At 51.8% G+C, this 18,319-nt stretch carries 17 protein-coding genes; 6 read left to right on the top strand and 11 right to left on the bottom strand.

All coding sequences use genetic code 11. The features are described 5' to 3' along the window. Positions 1-92: 92 nt before the first annotated feature. The 7 genes from D7Z26_RS22620 to D7Z26_RS22590 form a co-directional block, all read right to left on the bottom strand. Complete coding sequence (locus tag D7Z26_RS22620; protein ID WP_120979375.1) at positions 93-1,292, bottom strand: response regulator; 1,200 nt, start codon at positions 1,290-1,292, stop codon at positions 93-95. 1 nt (position 1,293) lies between these two features. Continuing rightward, entirely contained in the window at positions 1,294-3,153 is a 1,860-nt protein-coding gene (locus D7Z26_RS22615; RefSeq protein WP_407643545.1) for a sensor histidine kinase, read from the bottom strand. A gap of 17 nt (positions 3,154-3,170) precedes the next feature. Next, complete coding sequence (locus D7Z26_RS22610) at positions 3,171-3,995, bottom strand: carbohydrate ABC transporter permease (RefSeq protein ID WP_120979287.1); 825 nt, start codon at positions 3,993-3,995, stop codon at positions 3,171-3,173. Positions 3,996-4,012: 17 nt separating this feature from the next. After that, positions 4,013-4,903 carry a carbohydrate ABC transporter permease gene (locus tag D7Z26_RS22605; RefSeq protein WP_120979374.1) on the bottom strand — a complete coding sequence of 297 codons (891 nt, stop codon included), beginning with the start codon at positions 4,901-4,903 and terminating at the stop codon, positions 4,013-4,015. 102 nt (positions 4,904-5,005) lie between these two features. Beyond that, complete coding sequence (locus D7Z26_RS22600; RefSeq protein WP_120979286.1) at positions 5,006-6,352, bottom strand: extracellular solute-binding protein; 1,347 nt, start codon at positions 6,350-6,352, stop codon at positions 5,006-5,008. Between the two features lie 204 nt (positions 6,353-6,556). Continuing rightward, positions 6,557-7,645, bottom strand: a complete 1,089-nt coding sequence (locus D7Z26_RS22595) for an acyltransferase (RefSeq protein WP_147423888.1) — start codon at positions 7,643-7,645, stop codon at positions 6,557-6,559. 131 nt (positions 7,646-7,776) lie between these two features. Beyond that, positions 7,777-8,184 (bottom strand): VOC family protein, encoded by a 408-nt coding sequence (locus D7Z26_RS22590; protein ID WP_120979284.1) that lies wholly within the window; start codon positions 8,182-8,184, stop codon positions 7,777-7,779. 130 nt (positions 8,185-8,314) lie between these two features. On the opposite strand from D7Z26_RS22590, the gene D7Z26_RS22585 reads away from it, so the two are divergent. Next, complete coding sequence (locus D7Z26_RS22585; protein ID WP_120979283.1) at positions 8,315-9,820, top strand: RCC1 domain-containing protein; 1,506 nt, start codon at positions 8,315-8,317, stop codon at positions 9,818-9,820. A gap of 68 nt (positions 9,821-9,888) precedes the next feature. Continuing rightward, complete coding sequence (locus D7Z26_RS22580; RefSeq protein WP_233567126.1) at positions 9,889-10,122, top strand: hypothetical protein; 234 nt, start codon at positions 9,889-9,891, stop codon at positions 10,120-10,122. An 812-nt stretch (positions 10,123-10,934) separates the two neighbouring features. On the opposite strand, the gene D7Z26_RS22575 is transcribed toward D7Z26_RS22580, so the two are convergent. Further along, entirely contained in the window at positions 10,935-11,468 is a 534-nt protein-coding gene (locus D7Z26_RS22575) for a GNAT family N-acetyltransferase (protein ID WP_120979281.1), read from the bottom strand. A gap of 176 nt (positions 11,469-11,644) precedes the next feature. Between D7Z26_RS22575 and D7Z26_RS22570 the strand changes: the two genes are divergently transcribed. Further along, on the top strand, positions 11,645-12,391 hold the full coding sequence (locus D7Z26_RS22570) for an MBL fold metallo-hydrolase (protein WP_233567124.1): 747 nt from the start codon (positions 11,645-11,647) through the stop codon (positions 12,389-12,391). A gap of 63 nt (positions 12,392-12,454) precedes the next feature. On the opposite strand, the gene D7Z26_RS22565 is transcribed toward D7Z26_RS22570, so the two are convergent. The 3 genes from D7Z26_RS22565 to D7Z26_RS22555 all read right to left on the bottom strand — a co-directional run bounded on the left by D7Z26_RS22565 (position 12,455) and on the right by D7Z26_RS22555 (position 14,343). Next, positions 12,455-12,676, bottom strand: a complete 222-nt coding sequence (locus D7Z26_RS22565; protein ID WP_120979280.1) for a hypothetical protein — start codon at positions 12,674-12,676, stop codon at positions 12,455-12,457. A gap of 22 nt (positions 12,677-12,698) precedes the next feature. After that, entirely contained in the window at positions 12,699-13,019 is a 321-nt protein-coding gene (locus D7Z26_RS22560; RefSeq protein ID WP_120979279.1) for a heavy metal-binding domain-containing protein, read from the bottom strand. Positions 13,020-13,107: 88 nt separating this feature from the next. Then, positions 13,108-14,343, bottom strand: coding sequence for a copper amine oxidase N-terminal domain-containing protein (locus D7Z26_RS22555; RefSeq protein WP_120979278.1), 1,236 nt, complete (start codon positions 14,341-14,343; stop codon positions 13,108-13,110). 453 nt (positions 14,344-14,796) lie between these two features. On the opposite strand from D7Z26_RS22555, the gene D7Z26_RS22550 reads away from it, so the two are divergent. From D7Z26_RS22550 to D7Z26_RS22540, 3 genes are all read left to right on the top strand, one after another. Then, positions 14,797-16,419, top strand: coding sequence for an ABC transporter substrate-binding protein (locus tag D7Z26_RS22550; protein ID WP_120979277.1), 1,623 nt, complete (start codon positions 14,797-14,799; stop codon positions 16,417-16,419). Between the two features lie 90 nt (positions 16,420-16,509). Beyond that, positions 16,510-17,469, top strand: coding sequence for an ABC transporter permease (locus tag D7Z26_RS22545; RefSeq protein ID WP_120979276.1), 960 nt, complete (start codon positions 16,510-16,512; stop codon positions 17,467-17,469). Then, positions 17,466-18,311, top strand: coding sequence for an ABC transporter permease (locus D7Z26_RS22540; protein WP_120979275.1), 846 nt, complete (start codon positions 17,466-17,468; stop codon positions 18,309-18,311). The genes D7Z26_RS22545 and D7Z26_RS22540 overlap by 4 nt, the downstream gene beginning before the upstream one ends. Positions 18,312-18,319 lie beyond the last annotated feature (8 nt).

Here is an 18,319-nt window from a genome sequence, read left to right as displayed (position 1 = left end):
CGCATTTTCTCCATTTTATCATATCCGCGCTTAACCCGCACGATAACGACGATAGCCGCAGCTACTCTAACCTGCTGGGAATCGCTACGTTATCATTCCCCTTCATGGTCATCGCCCGTTGGCGTGCGAGCTCCCATCCGGTACTCGGTGGGCGTCATATTGTATTTCTTGCGGAACACCTGGGTGAAATGCCTAACGTCCTGATACCCGATGCGCTCGGCGATCTCCGCCAGCTTCAAGCTCGGATTCCCGAGCAGCTCCTTCGCTTGCTGCAGCCGGAGCGAGATCACGTACTCCTTGTAACCTTGTCCCGTCTTCTGTTTGAAAAGCTGGCTGAAATAGACGGGATTCAGGAAGACGATCGAAGCGACCTTCTCCAGGGAAAGGTCCTGGTTGTAATGCGCTTTAATATAATGCAGGGCAATCTCGATCGCCTTGTCGCCGCCGCTCTCCATCGTCTCGAAGGAGCCTGAAGCGGACTCTTGGCGGAATTGGCCGACGACCCGGGGCACCTCCTTGATATCGTCCATGCGTTCCGAATGAAGGAGTTGGAACGGAATTTTCAGGTACCGCTTAAGATGAACGCGAAGTTCCCCGAGCAACGTATCGAAAGGAACTTCCTCCTTCAAGGTAACGAGCCCGAGCAAGCTTTTGCGATCGAAGCTCGTGACGAAGCCGTCTCCATGCATCTCGATCAATTCCCCAAGCACGTTCTCGACGATAAAATGCTCCAGGCTGACGCTTTGCGAATCGCCCGCATCCAGAGCGATCATGATTACGTAATACACCGGATGACTCTCGAAGAATGGCCCCAGGTCCAGCTTGCCGATATCGAGTCCCGCGGCAAGACGCTGGAACACCGCTTCGCGCAAATACTTTAGACCGTTGCGCAAAAACTCGCTTTCCCGCGAGGCTTCCTTCTCCACGCCGACCTCCTCCGAAAGCGTCCCGATCAACTCGTTGAGCTTCGGCTTGCCGATCGGCTTGAGCAAATAATCCCTTGCCCCTAGCCGGATCGCTTTCTGGGCGTACGCGAATTCCGAATGCGCCGAGATAACGACCCATTTCACGTTCGGATATTTCCGTTGGGAAATTCTCATGAATTCCAAGCCGTCCATTCCCGGCATCAGAATGTCGGTCAGCACGATATCGACCGGCATCCGTTCCATGATTTCTGCCGCTTCCGCGGCGCTCGCGGCCAGCTCGACCCGGAATTCGGGATACGTTGCCGCTATCGTTCGCTGCACGCCTTCCCGGATGACTCCCTCGTCATCCGCGACTAATATGTTGATCTCACCCATCGTTTAGTTCATTCTCCTCTAGTCTAGGGAGCGGCAACGTAATCCGAACAGCCGTACCTTGCGGCTGCGCATGGCCGATTTCAACCCCGTAGCCTCTCCCGAACATATAGATCAACCTACGCTGAAGATTTATGATGCCAATCCCCCCGCTACTGCTTCCGCTTTTGTGAGGAATCGACCGGACAGCTTCGATTTCGTTACCGTTCTCCCCGTTCCGATCCGCGTCTCCCGGCCCGGTCGCTTCCTCGAGCGATACCCGTAGTGTCGCCAATCGCTCGTCCGATATCCCGACTCCGTCATCTTCGACGATAACCCTTAGGTCATAGCCGAATTGCTCGGCGTATACGCGAAGCTTTCCGGATCGGCCCGACGGCTCCAAGCCGTGCTTGACCGCGTTCTCGATGACCGGCTGCAGCGTCATCTTCGGCATCCGCACGGACTTCCATTGTTTGTCGATGTCGATGACGACGGACACGCGTCCCTTAAGCCGCATCTCGATGATATTCAAATAGTGGCGGATTTGCTCTACTTCTTCTCCGAGAGTTACTTCTTCCTCCCAGTGGCTGCTATACCGGAACATCTGCGAAAGCGACAGCAAGACGCCTCCAAGCTCATCGTGGCCTTTCTCGTCAAGGAGCCAGTATATCATATCGAGCGTATTGTACAGGAAATGGGGATTCACTTGGGACTGAAGGGCTTGAAGCTCCGCATTCTTCTCGCTGACCGAAGAGATCTTCACCCGTTCGATTAGCTCCGCGATTCTCGCGACCATCTTATTGAACGATTCCGCGAGTTGGTCGATCTCCTGGTACGAGGTCAAATCCAGGACGCGGTTGAAGTTGCCCGTCTCCACCTGCTTCATCTCGCGAACGACGCGCTTCAACGGAGAGGAAATCGATCGGGATACGAGGCTCGCGATCAGAATCGACAATCCGATCAGGACAACGAAGACGATGACCAGGTATCTTTCCGTTCGCACGAGCTCGATGTTCAGTTCCTTCAACGGATTCAAACTGATGACCGTCCAGCCCGCGAACGGGACTCTGGAAGTGACGACGAGTTGATCTCCCTCGTAGCGGGTACCCTCGTCCATAATTGCCAGCACCTTGGGGTTCATCCCCTCGGGCAGGACGGGCGGTTCGATGGATGGAACGAGATCCCCGCTAAACGAAATGATAAACGCTTCGCTGCTAGGTCCTAGCTTCACGTTCTGCAGTGCGTCTTCGACCATCTCCGCGCGCGTTTCAATCAGCACGACGCCGATCGGCTTATGTCGGTCGAGATCGTAGATGAGCCTGCCGAACGAGAAAACCGGGTGCATCAACGTCTCGTCGACGATGGATTTCGGGTAGCTGCCCAGCCATACCATTTTGCCGTTGGAAAACTCGATGTCCCTGAACCAGCTCGTCTTCGCGTAATTCGGATCCGTGACGCTCATGACGTCTCCGTAGTTATACACTTTGCCGTCGAACGAGAACACGTGGATACCTCGGATATCTTCCCTGGAATAGTAAATAGCGCCGATCACATTCGTGATCGAGCGCTCGATGATGTAGTCAACGGCGGGGCTCTCGCTTTTCTCGGTCAGCATCCGAACGACATCGGAATTGTTGCTGATCGATTTGGACAAGCTGTCGTACCCTTCCAGAAGCAGATTGAACAAGGCGACGGTCTGCGAGCTGTTTTTCTGCGACAGATCGGTGATTTTCGATCGAAAATCCGCCGTCATCCGATTGTAGAACAGCACGCTGACGATCAACAAAATACCGGTCATGCTAATCGAGAAAAGAAGGAAGAGCCGGGATTGAATCGTCGTCCTGGTGAAAACCCTTTTGATGAATCCCGTCCTCAAACCCTCCCACTCCTCCATTAACCTTTAACGGCTCCATCGGCCATGCCCTTTGTAATCTTGTCGGACAATAAGAAGTAGAGCAAGATGACCGGCGCGGCTCCCATGATAAGGAAGGCTCCGATATCGCCATAGTTGGTCGAGTATTGGCTGACGAACGAGTAAACTCCGAACGGCAACGTCTTCAAGGCTTCCTTGGAGATGAACGTCGCGGCCATAATATACTCGTTCCAGATGTTGATGAACGTCAGAATACATACGGTCATAACCGGCGGGATCGAGATCGGTACGATGATGCTCCAGAAAATCCGGTAGGTGTTGGCCCCGTCGATGACGGCCGATTCTTCGATCTCGTTCGGAATTCCTCTCATGAACCCGCTCAAGATGAACACCGCGATCGGAGACGAGAACGCGATGTAGGGAAGAATAAGCGACCAGCGCGTATTCAAGATGTGCGCGTTCTTGAAAATAATCATAAGCGGCAATAACGTGGCTTGCATCGGAATCATCATCCCCAGCAAGAACACGAGCATGACGATGTTCCCGTATTTGAAACGGAAACGCGTAATCGCGAAGGCCACCATGGCGCTGAACAAAATCACGCAAACCATCGTCGAGAGCGTTACGATAACGCTGTTCGTCAAGTATTGCGTGTAATGGCCGCTGTGAAAGGCTTCGCTGTAATTATGCCATTGCGGCGTCTTAGGCAACGCGAAGAAGCTGCCGCTCAAAATTTCTTCGTTGTTCTTCAAGGAGTAAAGAACTAGCCAAAGCAACGGATACAACTGCGTAACGCATAAGACGGCGATCAGGAGATACACCAGTCCCTTTCTGAAGTTAACCATGGTTTGTATCTCCTTTCTTAGGTGTATTTACGCTCGACTTTGTTCATCACGTAATTGATTACCAACGTGAACGCGAGGCACAGAACCACGAGGAACGAAGCGATCGCGCTACCGTAGCCGTATTGCTGGGACATAAACGAGCTGTTATACATATGCGTCGATATGACGTCGGTCGCATGAGCGGGACCGCCGCCCGTCATGACCATGACAAGATCGAACTGTTGCAAGGAGCCGATAAACGCTAGGACAATCGATATCTTAAAGATCGGCACGATCATCGGGAACGTAATGTAACGGTCCGCTTTGAAGCCGTCGGCTCCGTCGATCTTCGCCGCTTCGTAAATTTCGGAAGGAATGTTCTGAACGCCCGTAAACTGGATCAGAAGGTGATAGCCGAAATATTGCCACAATGAAACGAGATAGATGCTGTACATTGCAATCTTCGGCTCCGTCAGCCAGTTGTGCGTCCAGCTGTCGAGGCCTAGAGATACGAGGATCCCATTGAGCATACCGCCCATGGACTCGGGATTGTAGATTGTTTTCCATAATTGGCCGATGATTACGACCGATAAAATAACGGGTGTAAAGTAAATCGATACGAGCGTGTTCGCCTTGCGAACATAACGGTTAAGCAGAACGGCCATGAGCAAACAAATCGGAATTTCCACCATGGAAGCAACCGCGTAGAGAAGCGTTCTCTTTACCGATGGCCAGAAGAACGGATCGTTGAACAGTAATCTATGGAAGTTGTCGAAGCCGATGAATTTGGATTCGCCGATTCCGTTCCAATCGAGCGTTCCCGTATAGAATGATACCCCGATCGGGATGAAAACGATGCAGATATAGATCAGTAATGCCGGCAAAATGAACACGGCTATCGTATGTGCGGGCACCTTAAGTACCTTCAAAACCGTCGCCTCCTTATATACGGATAAGATAAGCCCGAACACGAAGGAGCAGCGCATTCGCCGCTCCTTCGCATCCGTGAACGTATCGGGTAATCGTTGGGCTTATTTATTAGCTTCGAAAGCCGTTTGGTGTTCTTTAGCTACCGCGGCAGGATCTACGGATTGAACGAACAGGTTCTGCAAAGCGTTCAAGTGGACTTGAGATACCGCAGGGTTCATCGTGTTATCGAAGCTGAGGTCTCCGCCTTTAACTTTCGAGAACAGGTCCATGACTTCGATCGCAAGGTCGGAATAACCGGCAGCTTTCAGATCTCCGTCGACTTTTTGCGGTTGACCTACTGCGTTTTTCAGGTCGAACTGCACTTTAGGCAGGTTGAGCGTGTAGAAGTTCAAGAAGTCTTTGGCAACGTCCAGGTGTTTGCTGTTCGCGGAAAGCGCGAAGCCAGTTCCCGGAGCAAGCATGAAGTCGTTCAGATCGCCTTTGCCGTCGACTGTCGGGAATTGGAACGCTCCGACTTTACCCGCAACGGAAGAGGAATCGATCGCGCCTGTTTCCCAAGTTCCAAGGATGAACATGGCGGCTTTACCGGTTTTGAAGATGTTGGAACCCGCGTTAGCGTCAATGGAAGTCGCGCCGTCAGGGAATGCACCCGCTTTAACAAGCTCTTCGAATTTCGCGACCGCCGTCGTGAAGGCTGGATCGTTGAACGTTTTCGTTCCGGCAACTACGTCTTTCAGGAAGCCAGGACCGCCGTTCGTGCGAAGCAGGATGTTCATGAACAAGAACGAGCCTGTCCAAGTGTCTTTCTCGCCGATCGCCAGCGGCGTGATGCCTTTGGCTTTCAAAGCTTTAACGTCGGCCAAGAACTCGTCGAACGTAGTCGGGATTTTGTCGATGCCCGCTTGAGCGAACAATTCTTTGTTGTAGAATACGACTTCGATATTGTTGCCGTCCGGCAGAGCGTATACGTTGCCGTCGAAGCTGTAGTTATCGAGCAAGCCGCCTTGATACGTATCTTTCAGGCCGTTTTTGTCGAGAACGTCGTTCAGAGGAGCGAACAATTTCGCATCGACGAAAGGCTTCATTTGCGCCGCTGGGTTAACCATCGTGATATCGGGGATTTCTTTGGAAGCCGCTTGCGTTTTGAGCTTCAGCTTCTGTTGATCCGTGTTCAGAGTATCAAGCTCGATCTTAACGTTCGGGTGCTCGCTCTCGTATTGGGCAACCAGTTGGTGCATGGCTTTCGCGCTCGGCGAAGTCTCGTCCGGGTAGATGTTCTGGAACGTCAGCGTTACTTTCTCGCCCTTGTTCGGGCTTGCCGAGCCGGATGCCGCAGGGCTTCCGGAAGGAGCAGCGTTGTTATTGTTCGATCCGCATGCCGCCAAGCTCAACGTGAGCAAGCTCGACGCGAGTACGACACCAACAGTCTTGAAAGGTTTCTTTGTCATTTTGTTTGTAATCCCCCTTGCTTTGATGTACCCCCATTATCTTGTATCCGAACGATGTCGAACAATGCAGGAACTTTATAACTTAGGTTTGCTTTTTCAAGGTCAGACCATACGGTTTAATGCGCAAAAAGCCGAAAGCCCGCATGGTTGCGGACTTTCGGCTTTAGTGGACGGTTTGTAAAATTAAGATTCTGAGCTACTAGCTTACCTCTCGCCCAGCAGCACCTTGCTACTTAACCGCGATTTGCGTACGAGCACGGCGAATAACCAAGAAACGAAGAGCGCTGCTAATCCGCTTCCCAGAACGAAGAGATGGAAATAGTTCGGGAAGTTGCTCATGATTTTATTTCTCCAAATAAACAAAACAAGCGGATGAACGAGATAGATGCCGAACGAAGCGATTCCGATTCCCTTTAGCCAATTGGCGATAACGCCCCCGTTCTTGAACAACCAAGCCGAAATCGGAATCAAGGCGATGCTGCAAAGCGCGCAGAACCCGTACACCGTCACGAAATTGATCCAGGAACGATAAGGCAGCCCAATGTAGTGAGGATAATAAGTAATCAGGAACACATGCGTAACATGCGCCGCGCCTAATACTATGACCAATATGTACAAGATGACTTTCCGATGCCGTTTTTCCACGAGACTTCCCGTCTTTTGCAGACGAATACCCGCGTACGCGCCAACGAACAAATAGATGAAGTACGAGCCCACGAAGGTACCGATCTTGGTCATGTGGAATTCGTAATAATTGCCAAGATAGAAAGCGACCTGCAGCAGGATTCCGATCAAGATCAAATTCGAACGTACCCACTTATAGCGGGCAATCCAGAGCATGAACGGGAACAACACGAAAAATTGGATCATGATGACGAGGAAATACAGATGTGTGTAATTGCTGCCGTATAATAAGTTTTTGAAGAAGTCGGGCAACCGTTCCTCTACCGACGACCCGTTGTTGTATGTGACGAGCAAGAAATAAATAATCGACCAAACGACATATGGAACGACAACGGTAAGAATTCTTTTCAAGTAGAAAGTTCCCCATTGTATGCTGGTTCGTCCATCGTAATTGTAAAAATGGACTAGCGAGCTCAAGAACAGGAACGCAGGGACCGAGAAATGAGACGCCGAGTTAAGGATCAAATAAAGCGGATATAACGAATCTTCCTTAGGCAAAGCCCCAACGGCATAACCCGTCGTATGAATCATGATTACGGCCAAAATCGCGATGGAACGAAACACGTCCAGGTAATCCAATTTCAATCTGTTGTTTGTTTGACTCCCCAAGTAAAACCATCTCTCTTCTGTGGATGTTGCAGCTAGTTGTCAGCCTCTTTCTAGCATACAATCTTCCGCGAAAAAGTACAGATGGTTTGTTAGGTTTGTGTAAGCAATTTCTTATTTCGTCGCTTGGCCGGTTATGGATTGAGACTTAATTGCCAGGTTACGCCGTACTTGTCGGCAACCCATCCGAATTTCTTGCTGAAAGGGTATTCCGCAAGCGGCATGAGGACGCTGCCTCCCTCGGATAATCTGCCGAACACGCGATCGATCTCCTCTTCGGAATCGCAATTCACGTACAGGGAAATCGCAGGGGTAAAAGTAAACGCATGCTTAAAGTTACTGTCGATGCACATGAACGTTTGCCCGTTCAGGGAGAACCTCGCAAGCTGGACCGTCCCCTCTTCTCCGGCTCCGTTTGCTCCGTGCCGAAGGAGACTTAAGATTTCCGAACGATCGAACAGGGATACGTACAAATTCATCGCTTCTTCCGCTTGACCGGAGAACATGAGGAACGTCTTGATTTTTTGATCGGAATTCGCCATTGCAATGATCTCCTTCATTAGGGCTGTACGGGAGCCCGTCTATTTTTCCTTAGCATATCATTTGCAACTAATTTTTGGGAATCGCGTCTATAGAAAGGCGTGAACTCATTACCAATACCGAGGTGGAAACATGATCGAAACGACAGCTTTAAGGATAAAATCTTTAACGGTCGCTCTTCTAGGAACGATGGTTATCTCACTTCTTATGTTAGGATCATCTTCGGCGGCAACGCTACCTGTAACATTCCCGATCGCAAGCATGGATATCGGAGAAGGACACGCCCTCTTGGCATACAAGGACGGTACCGTAGCCGCTTGGGGCTGGAACAAGTACGGCCAGCTCGGCAACGGCAACAACTACGAACAGTATATCCCCGAACCGATCGCGAATCTTGCCGGCGTAAAGCAAGTGGCCGCGGGCAACAGATGCTCGATGGCGCTCCTTCGGGACGGCACCGTATGGCGCAGCGGAAGAAGCTGTCCCGGCAACGAAACGACCAGTTCCGCCGATTCGTTCAACACCTTCACGCAACTAACCAGTTTGCAGAACGTGAAACAGATCGCGCTAGGAAACCGCACCGCGGCCGTATTGCTGGAAGACGGTACGGTGTGGTCGTGGGGCAACGACCTTCTTCGCGGACAGGAGCAAGGTCTGTTCAAAGATCCGTCCGTTCCCGTTCAAGTGCCCGATCTAACCGATGTCGTTACGATCGAAGCCGGAGCCTACCATGTTCTGGCGCTCAAGAAAGACGGCACCGTATGGTCGTGGGGACAAAATGATTATGGCGAGATCGGCAACGGAAGCAAAGAGCAGCAGTTCGTGCCGCAGCAAGTAAAGGGTTTAACCGAGGTGAAGGCGATCGCCGCCGACCGTTATCAATCCGCCGCCCTGCAGGCAGACGGAACCGTAATGAGATGGGGGAAAATCATCGGCAGCATCAGCCTCAAACCCGTGAGCGTAAAAGGATTGGATCACATTGCCGCGCTTAAGCTGGGAACGACCCAATTGATCGCGATCCGGTCGGACGGCACGGTATGGCAATCGGGAGGAGAATCCGCTTATTCGAGCAAGCCGGGCAAAATCCCGGGCTTATCGAATATCGTGCAAATCTCCGCCGGAGATAATAAAGCGCTGGCGCTCGCCAAGGACGGAACCTTGTACGCATGGGGAAATAGCGCGCTGCCTAGCGCGGGTACTTACATGAACGGCAACCTCGATACGAAACCCCGGGTCGTACCCGAACCGATCGGATTCGCGGTGAACGGCCAAACCCTGAAGCTGGTTTTGTCCCCGGGCTACGACAACGGACAGCTCGCGGTCCCCCGCGCGGGACTATGGGAGAAAATCGGCGTTCAGGTAAAGCTCAGTTACTCCAAACCCGACGCGCTTCAGCATAACGCCGTCTACAACATATGGACGTTCTCGCGCGGCGACAAGTCCGTCGTCTTTGTTCAATCAAGCAAAGAGCCAACCGCTACGGTTAACGGAAAAGTCGTCAAAGACGCCCCGCGGCTGCTTACGACTTCAGGCACGTTCTCCAGCACCACGATGGTTCCTTTCGATTTCGTATGCAAAGCTTTGGATATCGCTTACCGTTGGGACGCCGCAACCCGAACCTATAGCTTCGATTCTTAATCCGCTCCGCGCTTCCGAAACCCCGGGCGGTCGCCTGACATACAATGGCTACGGGAGGTGATGTTCGCTTGCTGCAATCGCCATTATACGCGAAGGCCGCCACCCTCGTCGGTCAGCCCGTAGGCGTTTCGTTGTCGAACGGCCAAGGGGTAACCGGAATATTGTGCAGCGTTACCGCAGGCGTCGCGGTACTTCTGGAATACCTGTACCAAAGCCAGTTCGCAACCAAACAGTACCCGCTCAATACGATCCAAGACATCAATCCATTTCCCGGTTGCTCCGTTCAAGGTCCGTTCTTCTGAACTTCGCACGTAGTAAAGGCAGTCTCTAGGTGGAAAATCCCCTCCGGAGACTGCCTTTATGCGTATTCTCGCGTAAGGCAACTGGAGGGAGTCCTACAACATTATCAGGCTATCGAACGATTTGGGGAAGCCTGCGTGGCAGTTACTTCGTCCGAAGCAGTAATTCCTTACGGAAGCTCCATTTTGCTGGAAGTTACTTCGTCTGGAGCAGTAACTCCGTGCGGGGAGCTCCCTTTTGCTGGCAGTTACTTCGTCTGGAGCAGTAACTCCGTGCGGGGAGCTCCCTTTTGCTGGCAGTTACTTCGTCTGGAGCAGTAACTCCGTGCGGGGAGCTCCCTTTTGCTGGCAGTTACTTCGTCCGAAGCGGTAACTCTGTGCGGGGAGTCCCTTTTTGCTGGGAGTTACTTCGTCCGAAGCAGTAACTCCGTACGGGGAGTCCCTTTTGCTGGCAGTTACTTCGTCCGAAGCAGTAACTCCGTGTATGGTGCTCCTTTTTTGCTGGCAGTTACTTCGTCCGAAGCAGTAACTCCGTGCGAGGTGCTCCCTTTTGCTGGCAGTTACTTCGTCCGAAGCAGTAACTCCGTGCGAGGTGCTCCCTTTTGCTGGCAGTTACTTCGTCCGAAGCAGTAACTCCGTGCGAGGTGCTCCCTTTTGCTGGCAGTTACTTTGTCCGAAGCAGTAACTCCGTGCGGGGAGTCCTTTTAGCAGCCAGTTACTTCGTCCGAATCAGTAACTCCGTACGGGGAGTCCCTTTTGCTGGCAGTTACTTCGTCCGAAGCAGTAACTCCGTGCGGGGGAGTCCTTATTTTTTCTCAATCCTCGACGGTTATCGCATACAGTTCATGATCTTCCCATGTCCCGTTAATGTTCAAGTAACGACGGGCTAAGCCTTCGTAGCGGAACCCCGCTTTCTCTAGCACCCGCTTCGACGGCAAGTTTCTCGGCATGACCCCGGCCTGAACGCGATGTAATCCTAGCTCGCCGAACGCATAGGAGACGCAATCGGAAACCGCCTCCGTCGCGTAACCTTTGCCATTATGCGCTTGGTCGAGGAAATAACCGACATTCGCGTTCTGGAAAGGTCCGCGGGCGATTCCGGACAATTCGATTCGGCCAACAAGGTCGTTCCCTTCCTTCAGGAAGATTCCGAAAGCGCGGAATTGAGGTGCCAAGCCTCCTTGCACGCTTGCAGCAATCAGATTTCGCTGCTCCTCCAGCGTCCAATAACCTTCCAAGCGGATCGGCTCGAAAGGCTGAAGAAAGCTCCGATTACAGACTCTAAGGGCAAGCAATTCCTCCGCATCCGTTATTTCCAGAGGTCTGATGTAAATTCGTGAACTCGGCATATCGAAGCCTCCAATCTCCTTCTATTTCTTTCGATTATAGTATTGACAAATAAATATTTTTGTGTTATAATAATTAATTTACCAATTTACATCTCACCACGATTCTCATATGATAGAGGCACGATATCCCGGCCGGGTATTATGTTTTTGCATTTTCATTTGAGGAGTGGTGTAAATTGTTTATCGCCCCTGGAATAGCTACGCTAGATATATCCGCGCCCGTCATGGGCCGCGTCGATACCGTCCACCTCGCCTTGCTCTGGGACGATCAGGACGTCGTGCTCGTGGATACAGGTTTCCCAAGACAGCTTGATTCCTTGCAGGAGGAGATTAAACGTTGCGGCGTCCCGATCGAACGACTTAACCGCATCGTTCTTACCCACCAAGATATTGACCATATCGGCAATCTCCCGGACCTTCTCAAACGTATCTCTACGCCAATCGAAGTACTCGCCCATCCCGACGAGAAGCCGTATATCGAAGGGGAACGCCGATTAATTCGCTTCACCGACGAAGCGATCGCCAGCATCGACCGGATGCCCTCGCAAGTGCCGGAATCCTTCAAGCAAGGACTAAAAGCGCTCATGCTGAATCCTCCAAGCGCACCCGTCGACCGTACTATTTCCGGAGGAGAAACTCTCCCTTGGTGCGGCGAAATAGACGTAATCGATACGCCGGGACATACGCCAGGTCACATCGGTCTCTATCATAAGCCATCCCGAACGCTCATTGCCGGCGACTCGCTAACCGTAGTCGATGGCGATCTGCGCGGTCCGGATCCCGTCTCCACGCTCGATATGCCGACAGCGCTAGCCTCCTTAAGGAGGCTGCTAGAGCTTGAGATCGATACGGTCGTCTGTTATCACGGCGGCGTGTTCAAAGGCCCTATTCACGATAGACTCTCTTCCATTATCCAAGCTTAATAAGACGCAGCAAGGGCCGAACCCCTTCGTTATCGGGAGTTCGGCCCTCCTATCTCTACATGATCAAGCCTTGCGATCTTCCCCGACGTTCTGATAATGCCGTTCGCCGGTTGTTGGGTTGAACCACACCCGTTGCTTGACGCCGGTCGTCGGATCGATGGATAATTCATCCGTCGGAACGAAACCCCGCGGCGGATGCTCGTTCGGTCCTAATCTGCGACGCCGGTAAATTGCCGTGCCGATCAGGGATAACGCAACGATCAGAGCTCCCACGACTAGATACATAATGACAACCCACTCCACGAAATCAATCCCTTTCGATGACGACCGCCGTACCGTAGGCGACGATCTCGGACATCGTCTGTCCGATTTCTCCCGAATCGAAACGCATCATCACGACGGCGTTCGCCCCCATCGCATGGGCGTTCTTGATCATCCGATCGATCGCGGCCTTGCGGGCGTCCTCGATCATCTCCGTGTATTCCTTGATCTCGCCTCCGAAAATACTGCGAATGGAAGCCGTGACGTTGCCCCCGATTCCGCGGCTCCTTACCGTTACTCCGAAAGCATGGCCTAACACTTTATCAATGCGGTAACCCGAAATATTTTCCGTCGTGACGACGATCATGGTAACCCCTCCGATTGTTATTTTAATCTGACAGTAACATGCCCCGCATTTCCCGTCAAAGTCCTAAAGAATCGCGATGTCCGTAGATTTACTTAGCCCCCGCGGCCACAAGCGCATCCGTAAGTGCCTGCATATTGTTCGATTGGGCCAGGTAGAGCAGCCGGTCAAGTTGAGGCTGACTTAACGGCGAGAGACTTGCGTTATATTTCAGCACTAACATTTCGAGATTTTTCATATTCTCCGGGCTTGGGTTCCAACCGGTCACCATATATTGCGACACGATCAATTTCTGAGTCGCGGGCCGGTCAACCGCAGTTAATAAATCATAGAAAGCAATCGCGTTATGCGACTCGTCCACAGTAACCATTTTTAGCGTCTCGCCGTTAGGATCCGCGCCATGGCCGAGCATCCAGTCGAACCATTCCGTCTCCCTTTCCGCCATCGCGAAGTAGGCATCGGTAGAAGTGGCTTGAAGGCCGTGCGCAACCAGCATTTCGGCGATCTCGTAAGATCTAGGCGCCTTGAAGCTCTTCCTCTTCCCTTGGGAATCGTATCCGTAAACCGTGTAAATCTTGAACGCCTGACTCAAGTAAGAATTTTCTCCCATTATGGGAGGAGTCGAGTGTAGATCGACTTTGCCAGAGTCGAGCAGTGCTTGTACCGCTCCGGCCTGTTTGCTGATGACCGCTTCGTAGAAATACGGATTCGGATCCGCCCCCGCCTTCAACGCCGCCTGAATCCAAGCCGCATCCTGTTGATACTTAAGAATCAGATCGATGGTCTCGGTAGCGTTTAACCCATCGTTCAATAATTTGCCGAAGTACGCGAGATCGTTACGTTGCAGCGCGAGGTGCAACTGCGAATCGAAATCGATCAGGGAAAGCACCTTCGTTTTGTTATCCCATCTGACGCCTTTGCCGAAATACTTGGACAAGATCGCCGACGGGACATATAAGGCTCCGTTGATTTTCACGGTCGGCTGCGCGAGTTTCTCCGTCTCGTTATTGACCTTGATCGTCGCGGCGCCAAGCGCGATCACGACCGAGTTCCATTGCTTCTTTAAGGTTAGCGTCGTTTTGTCCGCGCCGATGATGACGGTAATGCCCATCTTGCTTAACGCGCTTAACGGAAGATAGATCGTGTTGTTCTGCAGTACTGGCCCCGGATTAAGCTCGGCCTTCTCGTAGTTAATCGTCAGTGTTATCGGTTTCGGTGCCGCCGCGGTCGTCTTGACGGCCGGTACGGTTTTCGCGTTCGCCGCATAAACCGACGAAGCATTCATCATCAACAAGCATGCCACTATGATGGTCAAAACTTTCTTCATTTGTTTCCCCCTCCTCCATCAATAGAAATATCTTCCTAATTATATCGTAATTTAGACTTCGAAAGTGACCCGATGACACCGCTAAAGTTGGCCTGGCAACATTAAATTACACTAAAGGAACTATTCTCGCCTAACGGACGAAAAAGCCCGAAATAGCTGCATTCGAGCAACTAATTCGGGCTTTTATTGGATAAAGCAGAAGTAACCGACAACCACTTGGATTAAAGCAGCTACTCTCGCAATTCTTGCGTTTATCTTCTATATGTATGACTTTTAAACAACTAGGAGAACGAAGTGCAGGAAGTTCGGGACAGGCGCACCGGATAAAAACCCATTTTATTGCAAATCATAGGCTCGCTATCGATTTTTCGGATATCTATTGCAATTCCGAGTAATCCGATGTACAATTCAACCTATTACATCGAGGCAAGATAGTCATGGAGGATGAGAAAGATGCGCAAGAAAATATTCGGTATCGCGGCAGTAACTTTACTAACCCTGGTCGTGAGCGCTTGCTCCGGCAACAACAATAACGGCAATACGGCTAGCAACGGCGACAACACCGCCCAGGCTTCTCCGTCGGCGAGCGGAAGCTCCCAGCCCAAAGACGGCGGAAATCTCATTATAGCAGTTGGCGCCGATCCCGTCATTCTTAATCCGAACTACGCGGGAGATCGTGTCAGCCTTACGATCGACCAATCGTTGTACGCTCCTTTGTTCCAAGTCAATAACGGCGTGAAGACATTCTACCTGGCCGACAGCCTGACGCCTTCGGCCGATAACCTGACCTATACGCTGAAACTCAAGAGCGGCTTGACGTGGCATGACGGCCAACCGCTGACCGCGGACGATGTCGTGTTCACGTTCGACAAGATTCTCGACGAGAAGCAAAACAGCTTCTTCCGCGAGAACTTGATCATCGGCGGCAAACCGATCCAAGTCGTTAAAGTCGACGACACGACGGTAGACTTCAAGCTTCCGCAAGTGAGCCCGGCTTTCGAAGCGACGCTCGTGCAACTGACGCCGATTCCGAAGCATATTTTCGAGAAGGAAGACAATATCGAGAAAAGCACGAAAAACGCGGCTCCGATCGGCTCCGGTCCGTTCAAGTTCAAAGAGTACAAAACCGGCGAATACGTTACGCTTGAGCGTTTCGACAACTATTTCGCAGGCAAGCCTCACTTGGATTCCGTTACTTACCGGATTGCCAAAGATACGAACGCAGCCAACCTGGCGCTTCAGAACGGCGAGATTAACGTCAAATATCTCGACCCTCAAGATGTAGGAACGATCGAAGCTACGAAAAACTTCGACATTCTTCCTTACAGCGAAGGTCGTCTGGCTTACCTGCTGTTCAACGAGAATAGCGACACCGGCGTCCTCGGGAAAAAAGAAGTTCGCCAAGCGATTTCTTACGCCCTTAGCCGCGACGAATTAATCGCAACCGCTTATAGCTCCAAAGACTACGCGGATCCAGCCAAATCGTTCGTTACTCCGGACGGGTTGTTCCACACGAACGACGTTCCTTCCTTCGACAACGACGCGGACAAAGCGAAGCAACTGTTGGAAGCCGCAGGCGTTAAGAACCTGAAGCTGCGCTTCATCGTATCGAGCGGCAACAAAGCTCAAGAAGCTGCTTCCCTATACGTGCAACAGAAGCTGAAAGCCGTCGGAATCACCGTCGAGCTCAAGAACATGGACGCTTCCGCTTACGGGCAGAAATTCGTTGATCCGAACGCCAAAGATTTCGAACTCGCTTACGCGGGCTACATCATGGGTTACGATCCAGACGCTTATAGCATTCTGTACAAAACGAACAGCACCTCCAACTACACGCATTATTCGAACAAAGAAGTCGATGCTTTATTCGTACAAGGCGCGGGCGAAGCTGACGCGACGAAACGCGGCGAAGCTTACGTTCAACTGCAGAATTTGATCGCCGAAGATGCTCCGATCTACCCGGTCGCTTACACGAAAACGATCGTAGCGGTCGACAAACGTTACGGCGGATTGGACGAAGCGGTGCTGAAGCCGGTTGTTATTTTCGAAGACTTGTCTAAAATTTACTTGAAATAAGCTTTTAAGCGAGAAAATAAGCTGGAACGTTCAGCTTATTTTTTTGCACGAAATCGACTTTTATTAGGAACAGCAGGGAGAACGTAACGTATGAGACAACTCATCGCAAGAAGACTACTGCAAGCCATACCGTTGCTGTTCGTCGTATCCGTCGTATGTTTCGGGTTGGTCAAGTTAGCTCCCGGCGACCCGGTGCTCTCTTTCGTCACGCCGAACATGCATGCCGAGGACATCGAACGAATCCGTCATAACCTAGGATTGGACCAGCCGGCCTACGTTCAGTATTATCATTGGCTCATGGAATGCTTGTCCGGCAACTTAGGTTATTCGCTCGTAAACCACCAACCCGTGTTCGATCAGATTGTGGACCGGATTCCCGCTACGGCGGGCTTGATGGGCATCTCGATCGCTCTTGCGATTCTGATCGCCATTCCTCTGGGCCTGATCGCGGGATCTAATCGCAATCGTTTCATAGACAAAGCCATTAATCTCTTTGCTTATATCGGCATTTCGGTCCCGACCTTCTGGCTCGGCATTCTGGCGATCTATTTATTCGCCATCAAGCTTCACTGGCTGCCTAGCATGGGCATGCGTACGATCGGCCAGAATTCGGCTTGGGATATTATTAAACACGGCATTCTGCCGTGCGCCGTATTGACGTTCGGCTTTCTCGCGAGTTACTTGCGTTATATCCGTTCCGGCACGATCAGCCAGTTAAAAGAAGATTACGTGCAAATCCAGTACGCTTTCGGTTCCAAAAAATCGACCGTGCTATTCCGGCACGTCATGAAGCATATTCTGCTCCCCGTTATTACTTTGCTGGGGCTTTCCATCGGCGATCTGGTCACGGGAGCGCTAGTTACGGAAACGGTATTTTCTTGGCCGGGCATCGGATCGCTTGGGATGACCGCGGTTCGGGGCATGGATTACCCCGTCATTCTGGGCATTACGATATTTTCCGCGCTACTGCTCGTTTTCGGTAATCTGTTAGCGGATATCTTGTACGGCGTTGCCGATCCGAGAATCAAATTGGGAGAGGTGAGCTCATGAACCGCAGCAAATGGCGCAATGTCCGAAACGAGCTGTTCTCGAACGCGTTCGGCATCGCCGCCCTCTCCATTCTCGCCATCTTCACGCTAGCAGCCGCATTCGCGTTCCTGTCGCCTATGGATCCGAATGCGCTGGACATTACGGCCAAGCTTCAACCCCCGAGCCTCCATCACTTGTTCGGAACCGACGATTACGGGCGCGACTACTTCACGCGCGCTTTATACGGCGGTCGGGTTTCCCTGATGGTAGGCTTCGCATCCATGATTCTCTCTACGGGCATCGGCGCGACGATCGGCATCGTCAGCGGTTATTTCGGAGGTTGGATCGACAATTTGCTAATGCGCCTCCTCGAGGTGTTCTTATCCATCCCGTCGTTCCTTGTCCTCTTGCTCCTCAGCGTTTTCTTGAGTCCGAGCGTCGGCAATATTATCGTCATCATCGCGTTCCTGATGTGGATGAATATTGCCCGGATCGTCAGGGCCGAGACGCTGTCGCTGAAAACCCGAGAGTACGTCTTGTACGCCCGGGCATCGGGACAGAACTCTTTCGGCATTATTCTGAAACATATTTTACCGAACCTCGTCCCCGTCATCATCGTCGGCGCGACGAACAATATCGCGTCCGCCATCTTGATGGAGTCCTCCCTGAGCTTTCTCGGTTTCGGGGTACAGCCCCCGAACGCGACTTGGGGCAGCATGTTGAACAACGCGCAAAGCTATGTCGTGAATTCTCCGAACCTTGCGCTGTTCCCCGGTTTGCTGATCTTGCTCACGGTGCTGAGCTTTAATATTCTAGGCGATATTCTGCGCGTCGGCTTCGAGCCGAAGCTCGGGCGCAGATAGACGGACGG

It is taken from the genome of Cohnella endophytica (genome assembly GCF_003628305.1).
Classification (GTDB): Bacteria; Bacillota; Bacilli; order Paenibacillales; family Paenibacillaceae; genus Cohnella; species Cohnella endophytica.
This window is presented reverse-complemented; position numbering and strand designations above follow the sequence as displayed.